General features: G+C 72.0%; 17 protein-coding genes. 5 read left to right on the forward strand and 12 right to left on the reverse strand.

Annotation, left to right across the window (positions count from 1 at the left end; translation table 11 throughout):
• Nucleotides 1-45: 45 nt before the first annotated feature.
• Entirely contained in the window at nucleotides 46-1,212 is a 1,167-nt protein-coding gene (locus E6R60_RS27980; RefSeq protein WP_136329459.1) for an SDR family oxidoreductase, read from the reverse strand.
• 190 nt (nucleotides 1,213-1,402) lie between these two features.
• Between E6R60_RS27980 and E6R60_RS27985 the strand changes: the two genes are divergently transcribed.
• Both E6R60_RS27985 and E6R60_RS27990 read left to right on the forward strand, forming a co-directional pair.
• A complete protein-coding gene (locus tag E6R60_RS27985; RefSeq protein ID WP_136329460.1) occupies nucleotides 1,403-2,857 on the forward strand; it encodes a zinc-dependent metalloprotease in 1,455 nt (484 codons plus the stop codon).
• Nucleotides 2,854-3,402, forward strand: coding sequence for an NUDIX hydrolase (locus E6R60_RS27990; protein ID WP_136329461.1), 549 nt, complete (start codon nucleotides 2,854-2,856; stop codon nucleotides 3,400-3,402). Before E6R60_RS27985 ends, E6R60_RS27990 begins: the two co-directional genes overlap by 4 nt.
• A 100-nt stretch (nucleotides 3,403-3,502) precedes the next feature.
• Here E6R60_RS27990 and E6R60_RS27995 read toward each other — a convergent pair whose 3' ends face one another.
• The 4 genes from E6R60_RS27995 to E6R60_RS28010 form a co-directional block, all read right to left on the reverse strand.
• Entirely contained in the window at nucleotides 3,503-4,258 is a 756-nt protein-coding gene (locus tag E6R60_RS27995) for an AIM24 family protein (protein ID WP_136329462.1), read from the reverse strand.
• Between the two features lie 18 nt (nucleotides 4,259-4,276).
• Entirely contained in the window at nucleotides 4,277-4,957 is a 681-nt protein-coding gene (locus E6R60_RS28000) for an AIM24 family protein (RefSeq protein WP_136329463.1), read from the reverse strand.
• A gap of 11 nt (nucleotides 4,958-4,968) precedes the next feature.
• A complete protein-coding gene (locus E6R60_RS28005; protein ID WP_136329464.1) occupies nucleotides 4,969-6,570 on the reverse strand; it encodes a TerD family protein in 1,602 nt (533 codons plus the stop codon).
• A 107-nt stretch (nucleotides 6,571-6,677) separates the two neighbouring features.
• Nucleotides 6,678-7,301 carry a M48 family metallopeptidase gene (locus E6R60_RS28010; protein ID WP_136329465.1) on the reverse strand — a complete coding sequence of 208 codons (624 nt, stop codon included), beginning with the start codon at nucleotides 7,299-7,301 and terminating at the stop codon, nucleotides 6,678-6,680.
• Nucleotides 7,302-7,488: 187 nt separating this feature from the next.
• Here E6R60_RS28010 and E6R60_RS28015 point away from each other — a divergent pair, with 187 nt between their 5' ends.
• Both E6R60_RS28015 and E6R60_RS28020 read left to right on the forward strand, forming a co-directional pair.
• Nucleotides 7,489-8,634: a ThiF family adenylyltransferase gene (locus E6R60_RS28015; protein WP_136329466.1), complete on the forward strand. Its 1,146-nt coding sequence runs from the start codon at nucleotides 7,489-7,491 to the stop codon at nucleotides 8,632-8,634.
• 41 nt (nucleotides 8,635-8,675) lie between these two features.
• On the forward strand, nucleotides 8,676-10,193 hold the full coding sequence (locus tag E6R60_RS28020; RefSeq protein ID WP_136329467.1) for an AarF/ABC1/UbiB kinase family protein: 1,518 nt from the start codon (nucleotides 8,676-8,678) through the stop codon (nucleotides 10,191-10,193).
• 167 nt (nucleotides 10,194-10,360) lie between these two features.
• Here E6R60_RS28020 and E6R60_RS28025 read toward each other — a convergent pair whose 3' ends face one another.
• The 4 genes from E6R60_RS28025 to E6R60_RS28040 all read right to left on the reverse strand — a co-directional run bounded on the left by E6R60_RS28025 (nucleotide 10,361) and on the right by E6R60_RS28040 (nucleotide 13,944).
• Nucleotides 10,361-10,684: a hypothetical protein gene (locus tag E6R60_RS28025; protein WP_136329520.1), complete on the reverse strand. Its 324-nt coding sequence runs from the start codon at nucleotides 10,682-10,684 to the stop codon at nucleotides 10,361-10,363.
• Nucleotides 10,685-10,716: 32 nt separating this feature from the next.
• Nucleotides 10,717-11,085, reverse strand: a complete 369-nt coding sequence (locus E6R60_RS28030; protein WP_136329468.1) for a WhiB family transcriptional regulator — start codon at nucleotides 11,083-11,085, stop codon at nucleotides 10,717-10,719.
• Nucleotides 11,086-11,257: 172 nt separating this feature from the next.
• Nucleotides 11,258-11,587: a hypothetical protein gene (locus E6R60_RS28035; RefSeq protein ID WP_136329469.1), complete on the reverse strand. Its 330-nt coding sequence runs from the start codon at nucleotides 11,585-11,587 to the stop codon at nucleotides 11,258-11,260.
• Between the two features lie 164 nt (nucleotides 11,588-11,751).
• Complete coding sequence (locus tag E6R60_RS28040) at nucleotides 11,752-13,944, reverse strand: ATP-dependent DNA helicase UvrD2 (protein WP_136329470.1); 2,193 nt, start codon at nucleotides 13,942-13,944, stop codon at nucleotides 11,752-11,754.
• Nucleotides 13,945-14,233: 289 nt separating this feature from the next.
• On the opposite strand from E6R60_RS28040, the gene E6R60_RS28045 reads away from it, so the two are divergent.
• Complete coding sequence (locus tag E6R60_RS28045; RefSeq protein ID WP_136329471.1) at nucleotides 14,234-14,491, forward strand: mycoredoxin; 258 nt, start codon at nucleotides 14,234-14,236, stop codon at nucleotides 14,489-14,491.
• 301 nt (nucleotides 14,492-14,792) lie between these two features.
• On the opposite strand, the gene nudC is transcribed toward E6R60_RS28045, so the two are convergent.
• Genes nudC through E6R60_RS28060 form a run of 3 tightly spaced genes read right to left on the reverse strand, consistent with a single transcriptional unit; the run spans nucleotide 14,793 to nucleotide 20,693 of the window.
• The gene (gene nudC / locus E6R60_RS28050; RefSeq protein WP_136329472.1) at nucleotides 14,793-15,737 is read right to left on the reverse strand and encodes an NAD(+) diphosphatase; all 945 of its coding nucleotides are present in this window, start codon (nucleotides 15,735-15,737) and stop codon (nucleotides 14,793-14,795) included.
• Between the two features lie 44 nt (nucleotides 15,738-15,781).
• Nucleotides 15,782-17,176, reverse strand: coding sequence for a dipeptidase (locus tag E6R60_RS28055; RefSeq protein WP_136329473.1), 1,395 nt, complete (start codon nucleotides 17,174-17,176; stop codon nucleotides 15,782-15,784).
• 10 nt (nucleotides 17,177-17,186) lie between these two features.
• Nucleotides 17,187-20,693 (reverse strand): ATP-dependent DNA helicase, encoded by a 3,507-nt coding sequence (locus E6R60_RS28060; protein ID WP_136329474.1) that lies wholly within the window; start codon nucleotides 20,691-20,693, stop codon nucleotides 17,187-17,189.
• Nucleotides 20,694-20,792 lie beyond the last annotated feature (99 nt).

Genomic DNA, 20,792 nt, shown 5'->3' on the forward strand with positions numbered 1-20,792 from the left:
GCGCCCCTGGAACCGGCCGGACACCCCGGAACCGGCCGCGCACCGCTAGAAGCGGCGGCGGGCCTTGCGTGCACGGCGTACCAGGGCCGCGGTGCCGAGCAGCGCCACGGTCGCGCCGGCGGCTCCCGCCGCGGTCGCGTCCTTGCGGCCGAGCCTGCGCCCGGCGACCGTGTGCCGACCCTCGACCTCCTCGAGCAGTGCGGCGAGCACCTCCTCGTTCGTCCACCTCGGGCGCCAGCCCGCGTCGTGCAGCCGGCTCACACTGACCACCCAGGGATGCATCGTGTACGCCAGGTCGCCGGCCGGGGAGGGGGTCAGGCCGATCCGGTGCAGCCGGGCGGCGGCGCCGAGCGCGACCGCCGAGGGAAGCTCCATGCGGCGGACGCCGCTCAGCTCCTCGACCTCCGCCTGTTCGAGCCAGCCGTCGCAGCCGACCGCGAACTCGCCGTCGATCTTCTCCAGCGCGGCGTACTCCAGCGCCGTGACCAGGTCGTCGACGTGGCAGAACTGCCAGGTGGGACGCGACCCGGCGACGACCAGGAGGCGCGGCGACTCGAAGTAGCGGGTCAGCGCCGTGTCCGTACCGCCCACGAGCACGGCGGGACGGACCACGGTCACCTGGAGTCCGGGGTGGGCGCGCGGCGCGCGGCGGCCGAGCCGTTCGATCTCCAGCAGGTCGCCCACGCCGGTCGCCTCGGCCGTGGCGCGCAGCTCGGCGTCCTCGGCGAGCGGGACGTCGTTGTCGGGCAGCGCGCCGTAGACCATCGCCGAGGTGCACAGCACGACCCGGTGGACCCCGACGGCCGCGGCCGCGGTCAGCACGGTCTGGGTGCCGCGCACGTTGTAGGCGGAGCGGGCCGCGGGATCGGTCTCCAGGTCGAGATCGAGCGCCAGGTGGACCACCACGTCGGCGCCGCGCAGCTTCTCCGCGATGGCGGGGTCACGCACGTCGAGGATGTGCCACGTCGCGTCGGAGACCTCCCCGCGGCGCTCGTCGATGGCGATGACCTGCTTGATCTCCTCGGAGGCCGCCAGGCGTGCGGTGAGCAGCTCACCGACACCCGTCGCGGCTCCGGTGACGGCCACGACGGGGCCGCGGTTTCCGAGGCGGCTGCGGACGGGCTTGTTTTCGGGCTCGTTCTCGGGCTCGTTCTCGGAGGAAAGGGCGGCCAGGTTTCGCGCTGCGCGAACCTGAGGATCTGGGGAACTCACCGGGCGTCTCCAGCGGTTGTCTTCAGTACGTACCCGAATGACGCGTACGTACCAGGTGGCGTCCATCCTGCCGCAGGCCGGGAGCAGGCGGAGCACTGAGGCCCCGAGCGGACTTGGTGTCTACGCTGGATGGTGATGTCGGGCAGTCGCCGTCGGTTCGAGCCGGCGGCCCTACGAGCCGAGGAAACCCGTGAGTGACACCCCATTCGGATTCGGCCTTCCGCCGGAGGAGCCGGACGACGGCGACAAGGGCAAGAAGAACGACCCCACCGGAGGTGGGCAGGGTTCGGGCGGTCCGGCGAACCCCTTCGGCTTCGGCCCGGGCGCGGGCGGTGACAACCCCTTCGCCGCCATGTTCGGTTCGATGAATCCGAACGACCTGGGCGCCGCCTTCCAGCAGCTCGGCCAGATGCTGAGCTACGAGGGCGGTCCCGTGAACTGGGACATGGCCAAGCAGATCGCCCGCCAGACGGTCTCGCAGGGCAACGCGGACGGCACGAAGGACGCGAGCGTCGGCCCGTCGGAGCGTGCCGCGGTCGACGAGTCGCTGCGGCTGGCGGACCTCTGGCTGGACGGCGTGACGTCGCTGCCTTCCGGTTCCGTCTCGACCGTGGCGTGGAGCCGGGCCGAGTGGGTCGAGGCCTCCCTCCCCGCCTGGCAGAAGCTGGTCGACCCGGTGGCCGAGCGTGTCGGCCTCGCCATGGGTGAGGTGCTGCCCGAGGAGATGCAGGCGATGGCGGGCCCGCTGATCGGCATGATGCGGTCGATGGGCGGCGCGATGTTCGGTCAGCAGATCGGGCAGGCCGTCGGCGTGCTCGCCGGAGAGGTGGTCGGTTCCACCGACATCGGGCTGCCGCTCGGCCCGGCCGGGAAGGCCGCTCTCCTTCCGCTGAACGTCGAGCGGTTCGGCAAGGACCTGAGCGTGCCGCAGGACGAGGTGCGGCTGTACCTGGCTCTGCGCGAATCCGCCCACCAGCGGCTCTTCGCCCATGTGCCGTGGCTGCGCTCGCACCTGTTCGGTGCGGTCGAGGGCTACGCACGCGGCATCAAGGTCGACACCAGCAAGCTGGAGGACGTGGTCGGCCAGTTCGACCCCTCGCAGCCCGAGCAGCTGCAGGACGCCCTTCAGCAGGGCATGTTCCAGCCGGAGGAGACCCCGGAGCAGAAGGCCGCCCTCGCCCGCCTGGAGACGGCGCTCGCGCTCGTCGAGGGCTGGGTGGACGCCGTGGTCCACGAGGCCGCGAAGTCCCGGCTGACCTCCGCCGACGCGCTGCGCGAGACGATGCGCAGGCGCCGCGCCTCCGGCGGGCCCGCCGAGCAGACCTTCGCCACGCTGATCGGTCTCCAGCTGCGTCCGCGCCGGCTCCGCGACGCTTCGCGCCTGTGGGCGTCGCTCACGGACGCCCGGGGCCTCGAAGGGCGCGACGCGCTGTGGGAGCACCCCGACATGCTGCCCACCGCCCACGACCTGGACGACCCGGACGGTTTCGTCCACCACGAGCAGCTGGACTTCTCCGAGCTGGACAAGATGCTCGGTGAGGCGGCGAACGGGCCGCGGAAGCCCGCGGCCGGGTCTGCGGACGACGCCGCCGCGGGTGACGACGACTCCGGTGACGACGACGGCAAGGACGACACCGCCAAGTGAGCCTGCACGATGACGCCGTCCTCGTACTGAAGGGCTATGACACCGGGGCGGACGCCGCCCAGGAGGAGCTCCGCCAGACGTACCTGCACCATCTGGCGCGGTATCCCGACGGCATGTGGAAGACCTGCGGGGCCGGGCACCTGACGGCCAGCGCCCTGGTCGTCGACCCGGAGCGCGGAAGGGTCCTGCTCACCCTGCACCGGAAGCTGCGCATGTGGCTCCAGATGGGCGGGCACTGCGAGCCGGGGGACGCCACCCTGGCCGCCGCCGCGCTGCGCGAGGCGACGGAGGAGTCCGGCATCGCCGGCCTGGCCCTGCTGGGGGGCGGCCCGGTGGTCCTCGACCGCCATCCGATCCCGGCACCGTGCCACTGGCACCTGGACGTCCAGTACGCCGCGGTGGCGCCGCCGGGCGCGGCGGAGCGGATCAGCGACGAGTCACTGGATCTGCGCTGGTTCGCGTACGACGAGGTCGCCGGGGTCGCCGACGCCTCTGTGGTCCGTCTGCTGGAACGGACGCGCGACGTGCTGGACGGCGGCCGGTAGCACCGCACGGGTGAGGGGCGGTCTCCATGGAGACCGCCCCTCACCCTCTACGACATCGCACCCTTCACCGCCCTCGTGCACCAGGGCGCGGGTGTGCCGCTCAGTTCCAGGCGTTGTTCTGGTTCTGCGCGTGGGCCCCCTGCTGGCCCACGCCGAACTGGGCCCCCAGGCCCTGGCCGATCTGGGCGTTCTGCGGCGGCAGCACCTCGCTGGGCTGCACCAGGGCGAAGCCCTGGCCGAGGAAGCTCAGCTCCCAGCCCTCGCCCGTGTTGCCGCGCCGGCGGAAGACACCCGAGGAGTGCGTCTGGGCCTGCATCTGCACGCGCAGGGAGCTGGACCAGGCCACGATGGCGTCGGCGTCGGCGTTGACGTACTTGTCGGGCGTGACCTGCATCATCAGCGGCTGGCCGGAGGTCATCAGCGCGACCTTGCCGGTGCCGGAGATGTTGAGCTGGTACTTCCCCGTGCCCGAGATGCCGTACTGGCTGTCGACCGCGATGACCTCGGTGTGGAGGGACGAGTCGAGCGCCAGGACGTAGGAGCTGTCCACCGTCAGACCGTCGCGGTCGACATCCACCACGTGGACGTACTGCGCGAGGTTGGCGAGGAAGACGGTGCCCTGCCCGGAGCAGCGCATCAGGTCGAGGCCCTCACCGGTGGTGGCGCGGGCGCGGCGCTGCCCGTGCGACTGGTACTCGCCGTCGAACTCCATCAGGCCCTGGTACGCGACCATGGCCCCCTTGCGGGCGAGGACGTCGTCGTGGCCGGTCAGCGAGACCCGCAGCATCTGCGGGTTCTGGACCGTGTACCGCTCCTGGGACTGCTGTTCCGTGTGGCTGAAAAGCGGACTCTGCATGGTGATTCTCCCTCCCCGTCAGTTCCGGACCCGGAGGCGGTCAGTACTGTCCTCGCTCGGCTGGACGACGACGATCCCCTGGCCGGAGAAGGCCATCTGGAACGCCTCGCCGCTGCCCCGCCCGATGAGCGAGGAGGCCTTGAAGCTGCGCTTGCCCTTCACCTTGAGGTTCGGGGACCACGCCACGAGGGCGTCCGGATCGACGTACGTCTCGTCCTCGCCCCGTCCGCAGTCCACGACGATGGGCGTGCCGCGCGAGGTGATCGCGACCCAGCCGGTGCCGGAGATGCAGACGTTCCACAGGCCCTGGCCGGCGAACTTGGCCAGCCCCTTGACCCTTTCGACGCCCCAGTTGAGGTGACCGTCGAAGGCGAGGACGTTGGTGCCGTTGACCGAGAGGGAGTCGTTGTTGAGATTGATGACGACCACGTCGGCGCCGTAGTCGGCGAGGTAGAGCAGCCCGTCGCCGGCGCACTTCATCAGGGGGGCGCCCTCGCCGGTGATCCACTGCGACGCGATCTGACGGACGGCCGGCGGGTTGGGCTCGTACTGGATGAAGCCCTCGTACGCCACCATGGAGCCGGTGCGTGCGTACAGGTCCTGGCCGGTCGCCATGGCGACCTTCAGCATCGAATGGCCGTGGTTCTCCATCCGGGCCGTGACGGGGGTCGGGGCGTAGCCCGCGAGTTGCTGGTTCATGACGGGCTCCCTCAGACCTCGTAGGGCTGGACGACGATGAAGTTTCCGGGGGCGCCCCGGAACTGGAGGTTCACGGTCTCCCCGCTGTGCCCGGGGTACGCGTTGCGGCGCAGCCGGACCTGGCTGGAGACGATCACCTGGGACGCGGACGACCACGCCACGACGGCGTTGCAGTCGGCGAAGGTGGTCGGGGTGACCGGCAGGACGACGGGGACGCCGTGGGTCTTGACGACGACGGTGCCGGTGCCCTGGAACTGCATGGTGAACAGGGCGCCGCCGGGAATCCCGTGGCCCTCGATCCTGCGGACCTCGTACTGCAGTGACTCGTCGAAGGCGAGGACGTTCTCCGCCGAGACGCAGATGCCGTCGCCCTGGAGCTCGACGGCGTGCAGATGGGAGCCGTCCTCGGCGAGGAAGACCTGCCCCCGGCCGGTACAGCGCATCAGCTGCATCTCCTGACCGGTGGCGTTACCGACCATCCGGCCCGCGAAGCCCGCGCCCTTGTAGCCGAAGTCGACCTTGCCCTGGTACATCACCATGCTGCCCTGCCGGGCCAGCACTCCGCTTCCGCCCATGGTGAGGTCGACGCGCATGAGCTGCCGGTTCTGCGGGGTCCAGCGCTGACCGGTGGCGGTCTCCTTGTACGGCTGGAGTGCGGCCTGCAGACCGGGGCCGGCCTGCGGGACGCCTTGGGGCACGCCCTGCGGGACACCCGGCGGCTGCTGTCCGTACGGCGCCGGAGCGGGCTGCCCGTACGGCGCGGGGGCCGGCTGGCCGAAGGACCCGGGCGCCTGGGCGGGGACCTGTCCGAACTGCGGCTGCTGGGGCGGCTGTCCGTACGGGGCGGGTCCGGGCGGCGGCGGCACGCTGCCGCCCTGCGGGGCCAGCGGCGCCGCTATCGTCGGCGCCGCGTGCATCTGCTGGTGCGGCGTGGGTGCCTGGGCGGCCGGGGCGCCGAACGACGGCGCGGGCTGCGGGGCCTGCGGTGCGGCCGGGGCACCGAACGACGGCGCGGGCTGCGGGGCCTGGGCGGGCGGGGCGAAGGACGGGGCCGGGGACTGCGGCTGGGGAGCGGCGGGGGCCTCCTCGGCGACCTCGCCGCCGAAGTTCTTCAGCAGCGCGTCGAGACCGCCGTCGAAGCCCTGGCCGACGGCGGCGAACCGCCAGACGTCCTTCAGGTAGAAGTCGCCCAGCATCACCGCGCGCTCGGTGGTGAACTCCGAGCCCGTGAAGGCGTACCTGACGACTTCCTCGCCGCCCGCGACGATCCGGATGTACCCGGGACCGACCTGCGACATCTGTCCGGCGCCGTCCAGCGTCGCGGTGAACGACAGCTTGTGGATGTTCGCCGGAACGCGGTCCAGCGTGACGCGGAACGACTCCGTGTCACCGGCCTGCGCGCCGAGGAGCTGAATGGACTCCTCGGGCGATTTCGGCTGATTGAAGAAGATGAAATAACGGTCGTCGGAGAGCTGCTCATTGGCATCGAGACCGAAGCAGCTGATGTCAAAAGTCAGGCCCGGGCCGGCGATCTGCACACCTACGTACAGGTCCGTCCCCGGCGTGAGATCGCTGATCTTGGCCTTGTGGCCGCGTTGGAATTCCCTGGCCATGCGTAACGACCGTCCCCCATCCGGAAGCTGAATGCGTCGCGCCAGGCTAACCGCAAAGTCCGGCATTGGACCAAGCCGGTACAGACCCGGTACAAAATCCCCGAACGTCACTCGCCGCGCGCGGCGGGCAGGTGCGGCAGCCGGTCGGCCGCCACCACCCCTTCGAGATATCCCCGGGCCCGCTCGGTACGGGGGTAGGCGTCGAGCAGCCTCCAGAACCGCGGTCCGTGTCCGGGCACCAGGAGATGGGCCAGCTCATGGACGAGCACGTAGTCGACGACGTACTCAGGCATGCCCTGGAGACGGTGCGAGAGCCGGATGCTGCCCTCGGCCGGGGTGCACGACCCCCAGCGGGTGTTCTGATTGGTCACCCACCGGACCGAGAGGGGCCTGGCCCTGCCCTCGAGATACTGGGCCGACAGCCGCTCCGCCCGCTCCGCGAGCTCGCTGTCGCCCAGGATCCGCTTGCTCTCCTGGGCGGCGAGCTTGTCGAGCATCACACCCACCCAGCGCTGCTCCTCGGCCTCGGACATCCGGGCGGGGATCAGCACGATCGTACGGTCGCCCTCCCGGTAGGCCGAGACCGTTCTGCTGCGGCGGGCGCTCCTGCGGACCTCGACCGCGCTCGTCACCGGGACACGGGGCGGATGGTCGGGCGCACTGCGCCGGTGGGTTCCGGCACCGTGCGCGGAGGTCTCCCCGGCGAAGCCGGGTGACGGGTCGGCGGGCACGCCACGACGTTACCCGCTGTCAGTGGGGGAAGTCCCGCCTCCGAGGCGGTTCACACATGATCCACCCCCAGGCGTGCACCATTTGAACGACTAATACCCCCCGCCTGTGGATAACTTTTCGCACGGTTCGGCACCGCACCTCATTCTGGCAATGGATCTCATGCAGCCATACAGACCGGGGGAAGCCGTGCATCCGATGTTGAAGCCCGCACTGCGCCGCGCATGGCGCGGCAGCGGCACCGTGCAATTCGGCGTGACGCCCGCACATGCGGTCAAGGTCGGCCCGATGGATATCGCGACGGGCTGTTTCCTCGAACTGCTCGACGGAACGCGCGGGATGCCCCTCCTGCGCGATGAAGCCCGCGCACTGGACCTGAATGATCATCAGGTGGACACGCTCGTGGCGCGGTTGATGGACGCGGGACTCATCGACGACGTACGGGCGGGCGGACCGGAAGCCGATGCGCTACGCACCCGGGTGGAGACGCTGGAGCGTCAGCGGCCCGATCTGGCGTCACTCTCCGTCGTGCATCCCGAACCCGGCGGGGGAATGCGACGGCTGGCGGCCCGCCGCTCCATGCGTGTCCAGGTGCGGGGAGCCGGCCGGGTCGGGGCATCCATCGCGGCGGTGCTCTCCGGGTCCGGCGTGGGCAGGGTCGAGGTACTGGACGGCGGATGCGCCGAGCCGTGCGACGTCGCGCCCGGGGGCCTGCCGGCTTCGGCGGTGGGCGAGCGCCGGGACTCGGCGGCGCGCCAGCTGGTCCGCCGCTCCTCCCCCGGTTCCGCGCCTCGGACCGTGCACCCGGCGGCAGGCTGCGCCAACGGTGAGCCCGGCCTGTCCCTGATCGTCGTCGCCCCACGCGACGGTCTGTCCGTGTACGTGCCCGATCCGCGCACCGCCGAGCCGTGGATCGCCTCGGGCACACCCCATCTGTACGCCGGAGTCATCGAGGCCACCGGGGTCGTCGGACCACTGGTGCTGCCGGGAGGCACGGGCTGTGCGGGCTGCGTCGATCTGAACCGGCGGGACCGCGATCCGCAGTGGCCGCGGATGCTTGCCCAGTGGCAGTCCGGGCGGCGCACCGCCGTGCAGGCGTGTGACCTGGGACTCGCGACGGCGGTGGCGGGGCTTGCGGCGTCCCATGCGCTGGCCTTCCTCGACGGCGAACTGCCGGCCAGTACCGGGGCCCGCTGGGAGGCGGCACTGCCGCTGTTGGACTGGCGGTCGGAGCCGATCCGGGCGCACGTCGACTGTTCCTGTGGAGCGGGTGGGCACACTGAGGGGGTGCGCACCTCCGGGGCCGGCACGGCGCACGACACAATGGCCGGGTAACCGCCGCACGCAGCGCGGCAGTCTGGGATTTGGAGGGGCAAATGTCTGATCTTCCCCGGAAGGCGGTCACCCGAACCGCCAAGCTGGCCGCGCTGCCTTTGGGGTTCGCGGGCCGCGCCACGTGGGGGCTGGGCAAGCGCATCGGCGGGAAGTCCGCGGAACTGGTGGCCCGTGAGGTCCAGCAGCGCACCGCCGATCAGCTCTTCAAGGTGCTGGGCGAACTGAAGGGCGGGGCCATGAAGCTCGGACAGGCCCTGTCCGTCTTCGAGTCCGCCCTGCCGGAAGAGATCGCGGGCCCGTACCGCGCGGCCCTGACGAAACTGCAGGAGGCCGCCCCTCCCCTGCCGAGCGCCACGGTGCACGCGGTGCTGGCGGAGCGGCTCGGCGAGGACTGGCGGGACCTGTTCACCGAATTCGACGACAAGCCGTCGGCCGCCGCGTCGATCGGGCAGGTGCACCGGGCGGTGTGGCACGACGGCCGGGATGTCGCCGTGAAGGTGCAGTACCCCGGCGCGGGTGAGGCACTGCTCTCGGATCTGACCCAGCTCAGCCGGTTCGCCCGGCTGCTCGGCCCGCTGATCCCCGGCATGGACATCAAGCCGCTCATCACGGAGCTGCGCGACCGGGTGTCGGAGGAACTGGACTACGAACAGGAGGCGCGGTCGCAGCGGGAGCACGCCGAGGAGTTCGCGGACGACCCGGATGTCGTGGTTCCAGGGGTGGTCCACCAGGCCGATCAGGTGCTGGTCACCGAATGGATCGACGGGGTTCCGCTGGCCGATGTGATCGCCGACGGAACCCCCGAGCAGCGGGACCGGGCCGGGCAGTTGCTTGCCCGGTTCCTGTTCTCCGGCCCGGCGCGCACCGGGCTGCTGCACGCGGACCCGCACCCGGGCAACTTCCGGCTGCTGCCCGCGGACCCGCCCTTCGCGGCGGACGGCGAGGCCGGTCAGGGCGACGGCGTGAGTGCCGGTGCGGCTCAGTGGCGCCTGGGGGTACTGGACTTCGGGACGGTGGACCGGCTGCCGGGAGGGCTGCCGCAGCCCATCGGGGACTCCTTGCGGCTGACGCTCCAGGGTGACGCGGAGTCCGTGTACGAACTGCTGCGTGCGGAGGGGTTCGTCAAGGACTCGATCGACCTCGCACCGGACGCGGTGCTCGACTATCTCCTTCCGATCATCGAACCGGCCCAGGTGGAGGAGTTCACCTTCAGCCGGACCTGGATGCGCAATCAGGCCGCGCGCATAGCGGATCCGCGCTCTCCCGCGCATCAGCTGGGCAAACAGCTGAATCTGCCGCCCTCCTACCTGCTGATACACCGGGTGACGCTGAGCACGATCGGGGTGCTGTGCCAGCTCGGCGCCACGGTCCGGCTGCGTGAGGAACTGGAGTCCTGGGTGCCGGGGTTCCTTCCCGCGGACGAGGGGGAGCAGGCACCACCCGGCGAGGAGACAACGGCCGAGGACGGGCCGGCGGTCCGCGAAGGAGCGGTGCACGAAGGAGCGGCGGAGGAAGAGGCGTTGGGCGGCGCGGCGACACCTGAGGACATCGTGACGTAGCCGCTGCCCCGCCCGGCGGCGCCCCGGGTTCGCGCCACCGGACACGACCGCGGGGCCGGTCCATCGGACCGGCCCCGCGGTAGGGGTTCTGCTGTGGGGAGTGCTTGCCGGGGAGCAGAGAGCGGCTGCCCCTCGGCGGTTACTGCCGTCGTGCGGCCCTGCTGGGATCAGTGCATGACCGCCATGGCGAGCGCACGGCGGGCGCGCATCGAGGCGCGCTCGGCCCTGCGCTGCATCCGCCGCGCGGTGATCAGGCGCACGGCCTGACGGTCCGCGTCGGCTTCCCGCAGGCGGTCGTGCATATGCGCACGGGCCAGGGCTTCTGGGATGAGTTGCATTTCACGGGTCCTGTTCTGACGCGAGTCGTTCGCGCCGCTGATGGTGACGTCCGGTGTCGCGGAGCCGACGGGCTCCCTCGTGGGGATGGACATGGGTGCCTGGTTTCGTGGGTCGTGGGTCAGGGGACGGTCGATGGTTCCGAGGCGATTCATGGGCTTGGGGGCGTTGACTCCCAGGTCGGCGGTCACGCCGCGACCGGGTTCTTGCGCGGACGGCCACGCGGCCGCTTGCGGGCGACGACGACGCCCTGGATGAAGAGCTCGCCACCCCAGACGCCCCAGGGCTCGCGGCGCTCCTTGGCGCCGGCGAGACAGGCCTCGACGAGCGGGCAGGTGCGGCAGAGGGACTTGGCGTACTCGACGTCGGCCGGCGACTCGGCGAAGAAGACCTCGGGGTCGTAGGAACGGCAGGGGACGGGCACGCCGAGGTTCTCGATGGCGTCGTCGAGCGCGGTGAGCGCGGTGAGGGGGATCAAGGTGGAGTCCTCCGTGAGGCCGGGCGGGGAGATCGTGTCGGAAGGCGGTACGGACGGGGCGTGCGTTTCGAGTTGCACGGTGGTGGTGTCCTCGTCTGGTCGTTTCCGGCCTGTTGGCCGGGGGGCGGCTGGTACCAGGTCCTGCTTGTCCGAGGCTCCTTCGCGCTGTCTCATCCGTTTGGACAAAACAAAAGGGCCGCGGATCCCGAGTGGGGTTCCGCGGCCCTGAAGGCGCCGGCCTGATCATCGATCAGGCTGGATCACTCCAGGGTTCAGGCCCACGGAAGGCCCACATCGTGTGGTGGTGCGTCGTCTGCTTCTTGGCTTCCGCTCCCGCACCGGCGGCCGCAAAGGCATAGGCCTGGGCCTGTCCCTTCGCTACTGCTGCTGCCGGTGCCTGGGTCGGTCGCTCATTGCGCTCCCGCACGGGCAGGCTGGCCAGGGACAGCGGGCTGACGGCGGAGATGCCGGACATACCGGTGCCACGAAGCGAGGAAGCCGAAGAGCGGGTGAGGCCGAGCGAGCAGGCGGAGACGACCGAAAGATCGGTCATTTTGTCGGTCTTGATGATGCTGATCACTTCAATCGCCTCCTCTCGGCGTCTCTGGGGACCGGCGGGCCGGTCCTGCGTATTCGGATAAGTACAGCACAGGGTCAGGGCTTCAGAGAAGTCGCTGTTCCCGTGGTTAAGAACCTATGGTGATGACTGGGGCGGGCGCAAACTATTTTCCCGACGAGTTTTTCTCACATCTCCTCGTCGGCCGCCGGGACCTCCTCAGACCCGTCCCCACCTGCGCAGATGTCCAGGACGGAAGCGCCGAACCGGCCCAGTTTCCGTGCGCCGACCCCTGAGATACAGGCCAGTTCGCCCTCGGTGGCCGGCACCGCCTCGGCGATGGCCATCAGCGTCTTGTCGGTGAACACGCAGTACGCGGGCTGGCCGATGTCCTGCGCGCGGGCCGCACGCCAGTCGCGCAGCCGCTCGTACAGCGCCTCGTCCATGTCGGACGGACAGTCGTCGCAGCGCATCAGCTTCATCTCGCCGGCGTCGGTCAGGGTCTTGCCGCAGACCCGGCACAGGGCCGGCCCCCGCCGCTTGCGCCTGGCCGCGGCGGCCGGGCGCTCGATCCCGCCGCTGCCGCCTGCCGTCGCCCGCCCGCCGAGCGGCGTCGAGCCCGGGCGCAGCCCGTTCAGGAACCGGCTCGGCCGACGGCCCGCCCGGCCGCCGGGTGAGCGCGCCAGCGACCACGACAGCGAGAGGTGGAAGCGGGCCCGGGTGACCCCGACGTAGAGGAGCCGGCGCTCCTCCTCGATCTGCTCGTCCGTCTTGGCGTAGGTGATCGGCATCATTCCCTCGGTCAGCCCGACCAGGAACACGGCGTCCCACTCCAGGCCCTTCGCCGAGTGCAGTGAGGCCAGCGTGACGCCCTGGACCGTGGGGGCGTGCTGGGCGGCGGCCCGCTCGTCCAGTTCGGCGACCAGGTCGGAGAGGGTGGCGCCCGGCCTGGCCCGTTCGAAGTCCTCGGCCAGCCGGACGATGGCGGCCAGGGACTCCCAGCGGTCGCGCACCGCCCCTGATCCGGCGGGCGGCTCGCTGCTCCAGCCCTTGGTGGAGAGCACGGCCCGCACCTCGGAGGGGAGGCCCTCCGCATCGTCCAGCAGGGAGTCGTTGCCCCCCGCCCGGGCCGCCCCGCGCAGGGCCACGCCCGCTTCCCGCACCTCGGGGCGGTCGAAGAACCGCTCGGCGCCCCTGAGCTGGTAGGGCACGCCCGCGTCCGCGAGGGCCTGCTCGTAGACCTCGGACTGGGAGTTGACCCGGTAGAGCACGGCGATCTCGCCGGCCGGCACGCCCTCGGCGATCAGATCCCGGATCCGCCGGGCGGTGCCTTCGGCCTCCGCGGGCTCGTCCGCGTACTCCAGGTAGGAGGGGTCGGGGCCGGACTCGCGCTGCGAGACCAGCTCGAGCCGGTGCTCGGCGGCCCGGCCGCGGGCCTGGGAGAGCAGGCCGTTGGCCAGATGGACGACCTGGGGCGTGGAGCGGTAGTCCCGGACGAGCTTGACCACGGTGGCCCGGGGGTGACGGGTGCGGAAGTTGAGCAGGTGGTCGGGGGTGGCTCCGGTGAAGGAGTAGATCGTCTGGCTGGCGTCGCCGACGACGCAGAGGTTGTCCCGGTCACCGAGCCAGAGGTCGAGGAGCCTTTGCTGGAGCGGGCTGACGTCCTGGTACTCGTCGACCACGAAGTGCTGGTACTGGCGGCGGACGTGGTCGGCGATGTCATGGCGGTCCTGCAGGATGCCGACGGTGAGGAGCAGCACGTCCTCGAAGTCGATCACCGTGCGGTCGCGCTTCAGCTGCTCGTACATCGCGTAGATCTGGGAGATCTCCGCCGGGTCGCGCGGGGCGTCCCGCTGGGACTTGGCGACCACGGCCGGATAGTCGGCGGGCACGGTCTGGGTGACCTTGGCCCACTCGATCTCGCTCGTGACGTCGCGCAGCTCGTTGCGGTCCAGCCGGACGCGGCAGCGGGCCGCCGCCTCGGCGACCAGCTGGACCTTGCGCTCCAGCAGCCGGGGCAGATCGCCACCGACTGCTTTCGGCCAGAAGTACTGGAGCTGACGCAGCGCCGCGGAGTGGAAGGTCCGCGCCTGCACCCCGCCCGCGCCGAGCTGGCGCAGGCGTCCGCGCATCTCGCCGGCGGCACGGTTGGTGAACGTGACGGCAAGCACACTCGACGGCTGGAGTATCCCCGCGCGCACCCCGTAGGCGATGCGGTGCGTGATGGCCCGCGTCTTGCCCGTACCGGCTCCGGCCAGCACGCATACCGGGCCCTGCAGGGCCATGGCGACCTCGCGCTGCTCGGGGTCGAGCCCGTCGAGGACGGCGTCGGCGGAGTCGGGGACCTGGGGGAAGAGGGTGGAATGCGTTGCTGATGTCACCCCGCCATGCTGCCAGGTCGAAAGGGGCGGCCGCGGAAGTTGTCCACAGGGGAGTCACGACTGTCGTACTAATACGGGGGTGGCCGGTCCGCAGCGGTACAGGGGCGGCCCACCCGGAACGGGAGTGGTCCGGGAATGGTGGCCAGGTCACGTACGTTCCCCTTCCGTGCGGCGACGCACGGCCCGGCCTCTCCGCGGGATCTCGGTCCGGCGGAGGAGTGTGACGGACGAGACCGCGACGGGACGTGACGGGACTGCCGTGACCGATGAGACAGAGGAGCGCGAAGACATGCCGGGCACTGTGACGATGTACAGCACCACGTGGTGCGGCTACTGCCGTCGGCTCAAGGGCCAGATGGACCGCGAGGGCATCGCGTACACCGAGATCAACATCGAGCAGGACCCGGAGTCGGCGGCGTTCGTCGAGAAGGCGAATGGCGGGAACCAGACGGTCCCGACCGTTCTGGTGGCCCCCTCCGGCGGTGGTGAGGACGTCGTCATGACGAACCCGAGCCTGGCTCAGGTGAAGCAGGCACTCTCCGCCTGACGGCCCCGCGCCGAACGCCCCCTCCGGTGGAGACCACCGGAGGGGGCGTTGCCGTGTGCGCGCGGGCTTGCGCCGGCGGGTGTTCGCACTCCGGTCGCCAGTCGGCACGAACCGATCATGGCCGCACGGTCTCACCGCGAGGAGGGTCCGGGCGAGCGCCGGGTCGAACCGTGGGCGGCCGGGTCAGCCCGTGGCCGGCCGGGGCAAACCGTGGGCGACCGCCGGGCCAGCCCGTGGCCGGCCGGGTCAAACGGCGGACGCCCCGGGGCAGCCCGTGGCCGCCCGGGTCGGGCCGCCCGGGTCAGGCCGCCCGGACCGGCTTCGGGAGCGGCTTCCCGTACCAGATCTCGATCAGGCGGGCCGCGATCGAGATGCCGAACGGCGGCAGGATCTCGCCCGACTCGAAGGCGGCCGTCAGCTCCTCGCGGGAGAACCAGCGGGCCTCCTCGATCTCCTCGCCGTCGACGTTGATGTCGAACGTCGTGGCCCGTGCCATGAAACCGAGCATCAGGCTGGAGGGGAACGGCCAGGGCTGGCTGGCGATGTACTCGACCTCGCCGACCGTGATGCCCGCCTCCTCGAAGACCTCGCGGGCCACGGACTGCTCGATCGACTCGCCCGGCTCGACGAAACCGGCCAGCGTGGAGAAGCGGCCCTCGGGCCAGTGGACCTGCCGGCCCAGCAGGGCGCGGTCCTGGTCGTCGGTGACGAGCATGATGACCGCGGGGTCGGTGCGCGGGTAGTGCTCGGCACCGCAGGCCTGGCAGCGGCGGATGTGGCCGGCCGCCGCGATGACCGTGCGTTCGCCGCAGCGGGAGCAGAAGCGGTGCAGCCGCTGCCAGTTCTCCAGCGCCACCGCGTGCACCATCAGACCGGCGTCGCGGGCGCCGAGGAGCAGGCCCGCCTCGCGCAGCCCCGCCGGCCGGGCCGACTGGTCCATGCGGCCGGGCAGCGAGTCCTTCTGGAGCGCGAAGTAGCTGACGCCGTCCTCGTCGGTACCGAGGAAGTAGCGGTGGGTCTCGGTGACCGGAGCCTCGAAGGCGGGGGTCATCACGAGTTCGGTGCCGTCGGCCGTGTCGTCGATCAGCACCTGCCCGCCGGAGACGACGAAGACCCGCGTCGTCGGGTGGCTCCACGCAGCGGCCAGCCAGGCCTCGTCGAGGCGGTGGTGCGCCGCGCGGTCGATGCCGCTCGGCGCCGTCAGACCGATGGGCCGGTCCGTGGTGGCATTGTCGAAGGTGCTCACAGGTGCTTCCTACTCCCCCGGGATGGATCGGGTGTTCAGAGGATTCAGCGGAGTGCGGCGGCCAGCTCGCCCCAGAGGTGGGCGGTGGTCTCGACGCCCTTCAGCAGCAGGTCGAGTTCGACCTTCTCGTTGGGGGCGTGCCAGCCGTCGGACGGTACGGAGATGCCCAGGAAGAGGACGGGTGCGCCGAGCACGTCCTGCAGGTCGGCGGCGGGTCCCGAGCCTCCTTCGCGGGTGAAGAGGATCTTCTGGCCGAACGCCCGCCCCATCGCGCGGGCGACGGCCTGCAGCGCGGGGTGGTCCAGGGGCGTCAGACAGGGGCGGGTCGCCGGGAGGAAGGTGATCCTGTGACGGATTCCGGCCGGGATGCGGTCCTCGGCCCAGGCCAGGACGGCCTTCCGGACGTGGTCCGGGTCCTGCCCCGCGACCAGGCGGAAGCTGATCTTCGCCAGGGCGGAGGCCGGGATGATCGTCTTGCTTCCGGCGCCGTGGTAGCCGCCGCCGATGCCGTTGACCTCGGCGGTGGGACGGGCCCAGATCCGCTCCAGCGTGGAGTATCCGGCCTCGCCCGAGGCGGCGCCCGACCTGGCGGTGCGCAGCCAGGTGGCCTCGTCGAAGGGCAGCTCGGCGAAGAGGGCGCGTTCGGTGTCCGTGAGCTCGGCCACGCCGTCGTAGAAGCCGGGGACGGCGACCCGGCCGTCGGAGTCGTGGAGCGCCGCGACGAGGCGGGCGATCTCCGTCGCGGGGTTGGGGACGGCGCCGCCGAACGATCCGGAGTGGATGTCCTGCTCCGGTCCGTGCAGCTCGATCTCGCACTCGGCGAGGCCGCGCATGCCGGTGCAGACGGTCGGGGTCGTCTCGTCCCACATGCCGGTGTCGGAGACGATCACGGCGTCCGCGGTGAGGCGGCCGGCCCGCTGCTCGACCAGCGCGCGGAAGTGCGGGGAGCCCGACTCCTCCTCGCCCTCGACGAGGAGTTTGAGGTGGACTGCGGGGGCGGTGCGGCCGGTGGTGGCGAGGTGCGCCCGGACGCCGAGGGTGTGGAAGAACACCTGCCCCTTGTCGTCGGCCGCGCCGCGCCCGTACATCCTGCCGTCCCGGATCACCGGTTCGAAGGGGTCGGTGTCCCAGCCGTCCTCACGGGCGGCGGGCTGCACGTCGTGGTGCCCGTACACGAGGACCGTGGGGGCGTCCGGGTCGTCGGAGGGCCACTCGGCGAAGACGGCGGGCGCGCCGTCCGTCTCCCAGATCTCCGAGACCGGGAACCCGGTCTCCTTCAGCTTGGCGGACAGCCACGCGGCGCTGCGCCGTACGTCCTCGTCGTGCTCCGGCTGGGCGGATACGGAGGGGATGCGCAGCCACTCGGCGAGGTCGTCGAGGAAGGCCGCGCGGTGCTGCTCGGTGTACGTACGGACGGCACTGTCCGGGGTGTCGCTCATGACCTTCAGCTTATCCGCCCACGGGAGGTGGCTCGTCCAGGAGGATGCGCTCCAGTTCCCGACGGCCGGGGAGGCTGGTGGGGCGGACGCTCTCGCCGCTGCGTACGAACAGGAACGTCGCCGTGACGTCGGTGAGCGGCAGCCCGTGCAGCTCGGCCCAGGCGAGGCGGTAGACGGCGAGCTGGAGGGGGTCGGCGGTGTGGGTGCGGCTGGTCTTCCAGTCGACGATCTCGTACGTGTTCCCCGTGCGGTACACCGCGTCGATGCGGCCCCGGATCACCCGGCCGGCGAGGGTGATCTGGAAGGGCGTCTCGACGCGGTACGGGGTGCGGCGGGCGTACGGGGTGCGCTCGAAGGCCTCCTTGAGCTCGGCGAGATCGCGCTCGTCGGCGATGTCGGCGTCGCTCTCGTCGCCGCCGGGCAACTCGTCGGGGCCGAGCATGGGGAGCGGCAGCTCCTCGAAGCGGGACTCGACCCAGGCGTGGAAGCGGGTGCCCCGGCGGGCGGCGGGCTGCGGGGGGCGGGGCATGGGGCGGGCCAGTTCCTGGGCGAAGCCGTCGGGGTCGTCGGCGAGGCGCAGCAGCTGGGTGGCGGAGAGCGAGGCGGGCACGAGCACCTCACGCACGGTGGCGCGGGCGCGGCGCAGCTCCCCGGCGAGGGCGTCGAGGTCGCGGTCCCAGGACGCGAGGGTCCGGGACTCCTCGGGGGTGAGGCGCGCGGGGAGCTGCTCGGGGGTACGGGCGGCGGGGACGTGAGGGGCGGCGGGCGCCACCGGGTCGTCGGGGAGCCCTCGCGGCCCGTCCGCCGGGAAGGGGGCCTCGCCCGGGAGGGGGTCGTCGTCGGGGAACGGTTCGTCGTCCAGGAAGGGGTCGTCCTCGGGGAACGGTTCCTCGTCCGGGAACGGCTCGCCCTCGGGAAACAGCTCGTCACCGGTGTGGACGGCGTCCGAGGAGGGCCCCGGCTCCGCCGTCGCGTTCCCGCCCGGCCCCGGGCCCGCCAGGGCCAGCGCCTCCAGATGGGCCATCACCGTGTCCGCGGCGGCCCGGCGGCGGGCCAGCGCGGCGGTGTCCAGCGGCAGCGGCCAGGCGTGGTCGGCCGTGGCCTCGCCGAGGGCCGGGTTCTCCTCGTCCTGTGCCGGCTCGTCCGCCCACGCCTCGATCTCGCCGTGCCCGGCCGCGCAGTGCTCGTACAACGCCTCCAGGAAGGCGGAGGGGCCGCGCGGCTTCTTCTGGCTCGGTCCCCACCAGTGGCCGGAGCCGAGGAGGAGGGTGCGGGGCCGGGTGAAGGTGACATAGCCGAGGCGGAGTTCCTCGGTGTGCTGGTGCTCGGTCAGCTCCTCCTTGAAGCCCTTGAGGCCCTTGGCGTCGAAGGCGTGGAGGACGGGCAGGGTGGCGGCGTCGCCGCGCAGGGCGTGCGGGAGGACCTGGGACTGCGAGGTCCAGGCCTCGCGTGAGCGGCCGCTGGGGAACTGACCGGCCACCAGGCCGGGCACGGCGACGACGTCCCACTCCAGGCCCTTGGACTTGTGGGCGGTGAGGACCTTGACGGTGTTCTCGCCGCCGGGCAGCGCGTTGTCCAGGCCCTTCTCGTACTGCGCGGCGGTGCGCAGGAAGCCGAGGAAGGCGAGCAGCGTCGCCTCCGGGTCGACGGCGGCGAACCGGGCGGCGACGTCGAGGAAGTTGGCGAGGGTCTCGCGGCGGCGGGCCGCCAGGGCCTGGGGGGAGGCGGACAGCTCGACCTCCAGGCCGGTGGTGGCGAGCACCCGGTGCAGGACGTCCATCAGCGGGTCGGAGAGCGAGCGGCGCAGGTCGCGCAGTTCCGTGGCGAGGCGGGCGAACCGGATGCGGGCCTCGGCGGAGAACGGCAGCCGGTCGTCCTGTTCGCCGCCGGAGTCCAGGAAGGTGTCCAGGGCGTCGGCCAGCGAGATCACCTCGGCCGGGTCGACGCCCTCGACGGCCTCGGCGAGGCGGCGGTCGGGGTCGAAGTCGTCGTCGTCCCCGTGGGCGGCGCGGTGGACCAGGAGGCGGGCGCGGCGGCCGAGCAGGGCGAGGTCGCGGGGGCCGATCCGCCAGCGGGGGCCGGTGAGCAGCCGGACCAGGGAGGCGTTGGCCCCGGGGTCCTGGAGGACCTCGCAGACGGCCACGAGGTCGGCGACCTCGGGGAGGTGGAGCAGCCCGGAGAGGCCGACGACCTCGACCGGGATGTCCCGGGCGACAAGCGCGGCCTGGATCCCGGGGAAGTCGCCCGCGGTGCGGCACAGGACGGCGATCTCGCCGGGGGCCTTGCCGGTGCGCACGAGGTGGGCGATCGAGTCGGCGAGCCAGTCGAGCTCCTCGGCGTGGGTGCGCAGCAAGGCGCAGCGGACGAGGCCGTCGCGCTCGGCGCCGGGGGCGGGGCGCAGGGCCTCGACGCCCTCGTGCATGGCGCGCAGGGGGGTGGCGAGCCCGTTGGCGAGGTGGAGGAGGCGGCCGCCGCTGCGGCGGTTCTCGCTGAGGGAGTAGCGGGCGGCCGGGGTGCCGTCGGCGTGCGGGAAGTGGCTGGGGAAGTCGTCGAGGTTGGCCACGGACGCGCCGCGCCAGCCGTAGATGGCCTGGCAGGGGTCGCCCACCGCGGTGACGGCGTGTCCGGACGCGGTGCCGTCGGGGCCGCTGCCGAAGAGGGCGGAGAGCAGGAGGCGCTGGGCGACGGAGGTGTCCTGGTACTCGTCGAGCAGAACGACCCGGTACTCGTCGCGCAGGATGGCGCCGACCTCGGGGCGGGTGAGGGCGAGCCGGGCGGAGAGGGCGATCTGGTCGCCGAAGTCGAGGAGGTCGCGGCTGCGCTTCGCCTCCCGGTAGCGCCGGGTCAGTGAGAGCAGTTCGCGGCGGGCCTCGGCGGCCTCGGGGATCTTGCGCAGTTCCGCGTTGCTGAGCTTCGCGCTCTCCAGGGTGCGGAGCAGCTCGGTGTCGTACTCCGCGAGCTGTTCGGGCCGTACGAGGTGTTCGGCGAGCTCGGCGTCCAGCGCCAGGAGATCGCTGACCAGGGTGGGGAACGACCTGGTCAGGGCCGGGTAGGGGCCGGGCGCCTCGCGCAGCACGCGGGCGGCGAGCTGGTAGCGGGTGGCGTCGGCGAGGAGGCGGGTGGCGGGTTCGAGTCCTATCCGCAGGCCGTGGTCGGCCAGGAGCCGGCCGGCGAAGGCGTGGTACGTGGAGATGCCGGGTTCGCCCGGGGGGTTGTCCGGGTCGATGACGTCCGGGTCGGTGACCCCGGCGGCGATCAGGGCCTTGCGGACGCGCTCGGCGAGCTCTCCGGCCGCCTTGTTGGTGAAGGTGAGGCCGAGGACCTGCTCGGGGGCGACCTGGCCGGTGCCGACCAGCCACACCACGCGCGCCGCCATCACCGTGGTCTTCCCCGACCCGGCCCCGGCGACGATCACCTGCGGGGCGGGCGGCGCGACGATGCACGCCGTCTGCTCCGGGGTGAAGGGGATCCCGAGGAGCTCCTTGAGCTGCTCGGGATCGGTGAGGCGTGAGGACACTCCACAGAGGCTAACCGGAGAGACCGACAACCCACGAAGCCGTGGGGAGGGGCCGTCCGGGATGTGACGGGGTCCACGCCGGACCGCCGGCCGCCCGCC

Source organism: Streptomyces sp. A0642 (genome assembly GCF_004795105.1).
In the GTDB taxonomy this organism is placed as follows: Bacteria; Actinomycetota; Actinomycetes; order Streptomycetales; family Streptomycetaceae; genus Streptomyces.

What these genes read in the sequence shown, in the direction of transcription:
- E6R60_RS27995 (WP_136329462.1), bottom strand. Translation starts at nt 4,258, where the DNA reads ATGCAGAGTCCGCTTTTCAGCCACACGGAACAGCAGTCCCAGGAGCGG.
- E6R60_RS28000 (WP_136329463.1), bottom strand. Translation starts at nt 4,957, where the DNA reads ATGAACCAGCAACTCGCGGGCTACGCCCCGACCCCCGTCACGGCCCGG.
- E6R60_RS28005 (WP_136329464.1), bottom strand. Translation starts at nt 6,570, where the DNA reads ATGGCCAGGGAATTCCAACGCGGCCACAAGGCCAAGATCAGCGATCTC.
- E6R60_RS28020 (WP_136329467.1), top strand. Translation starts at nt 8,676, where the DNA reads ATGTCTGATCTTCCCCGGAAGGCGGTCACCCGAACCGCCAAGCTGGCC.
- E6R60_RS28025 (WP_136329520.1), bottom strand. Translation starts at nt 10,684, where the DNA reads ATGAATCGCCTCGGAACCATCGACCGTCCCCTGACCCACGACCCACGA.
- E6R60_RS28045 (WP_136329471.1), top strand. Translation starts at nt 14,234, where the DNA reads ATGCCGGGCACTGTGACGATGTACAGCACCACGTGGTGCGGCTACTGC.
- E6R60_RS28055 (WP_136329473.1), bottom strand. Translation starts at nt 17,176, where the DNA reads ATGAGCGACACCCCGGACAGTGCCGTCCGTACGTACACCGAGCAGCAC.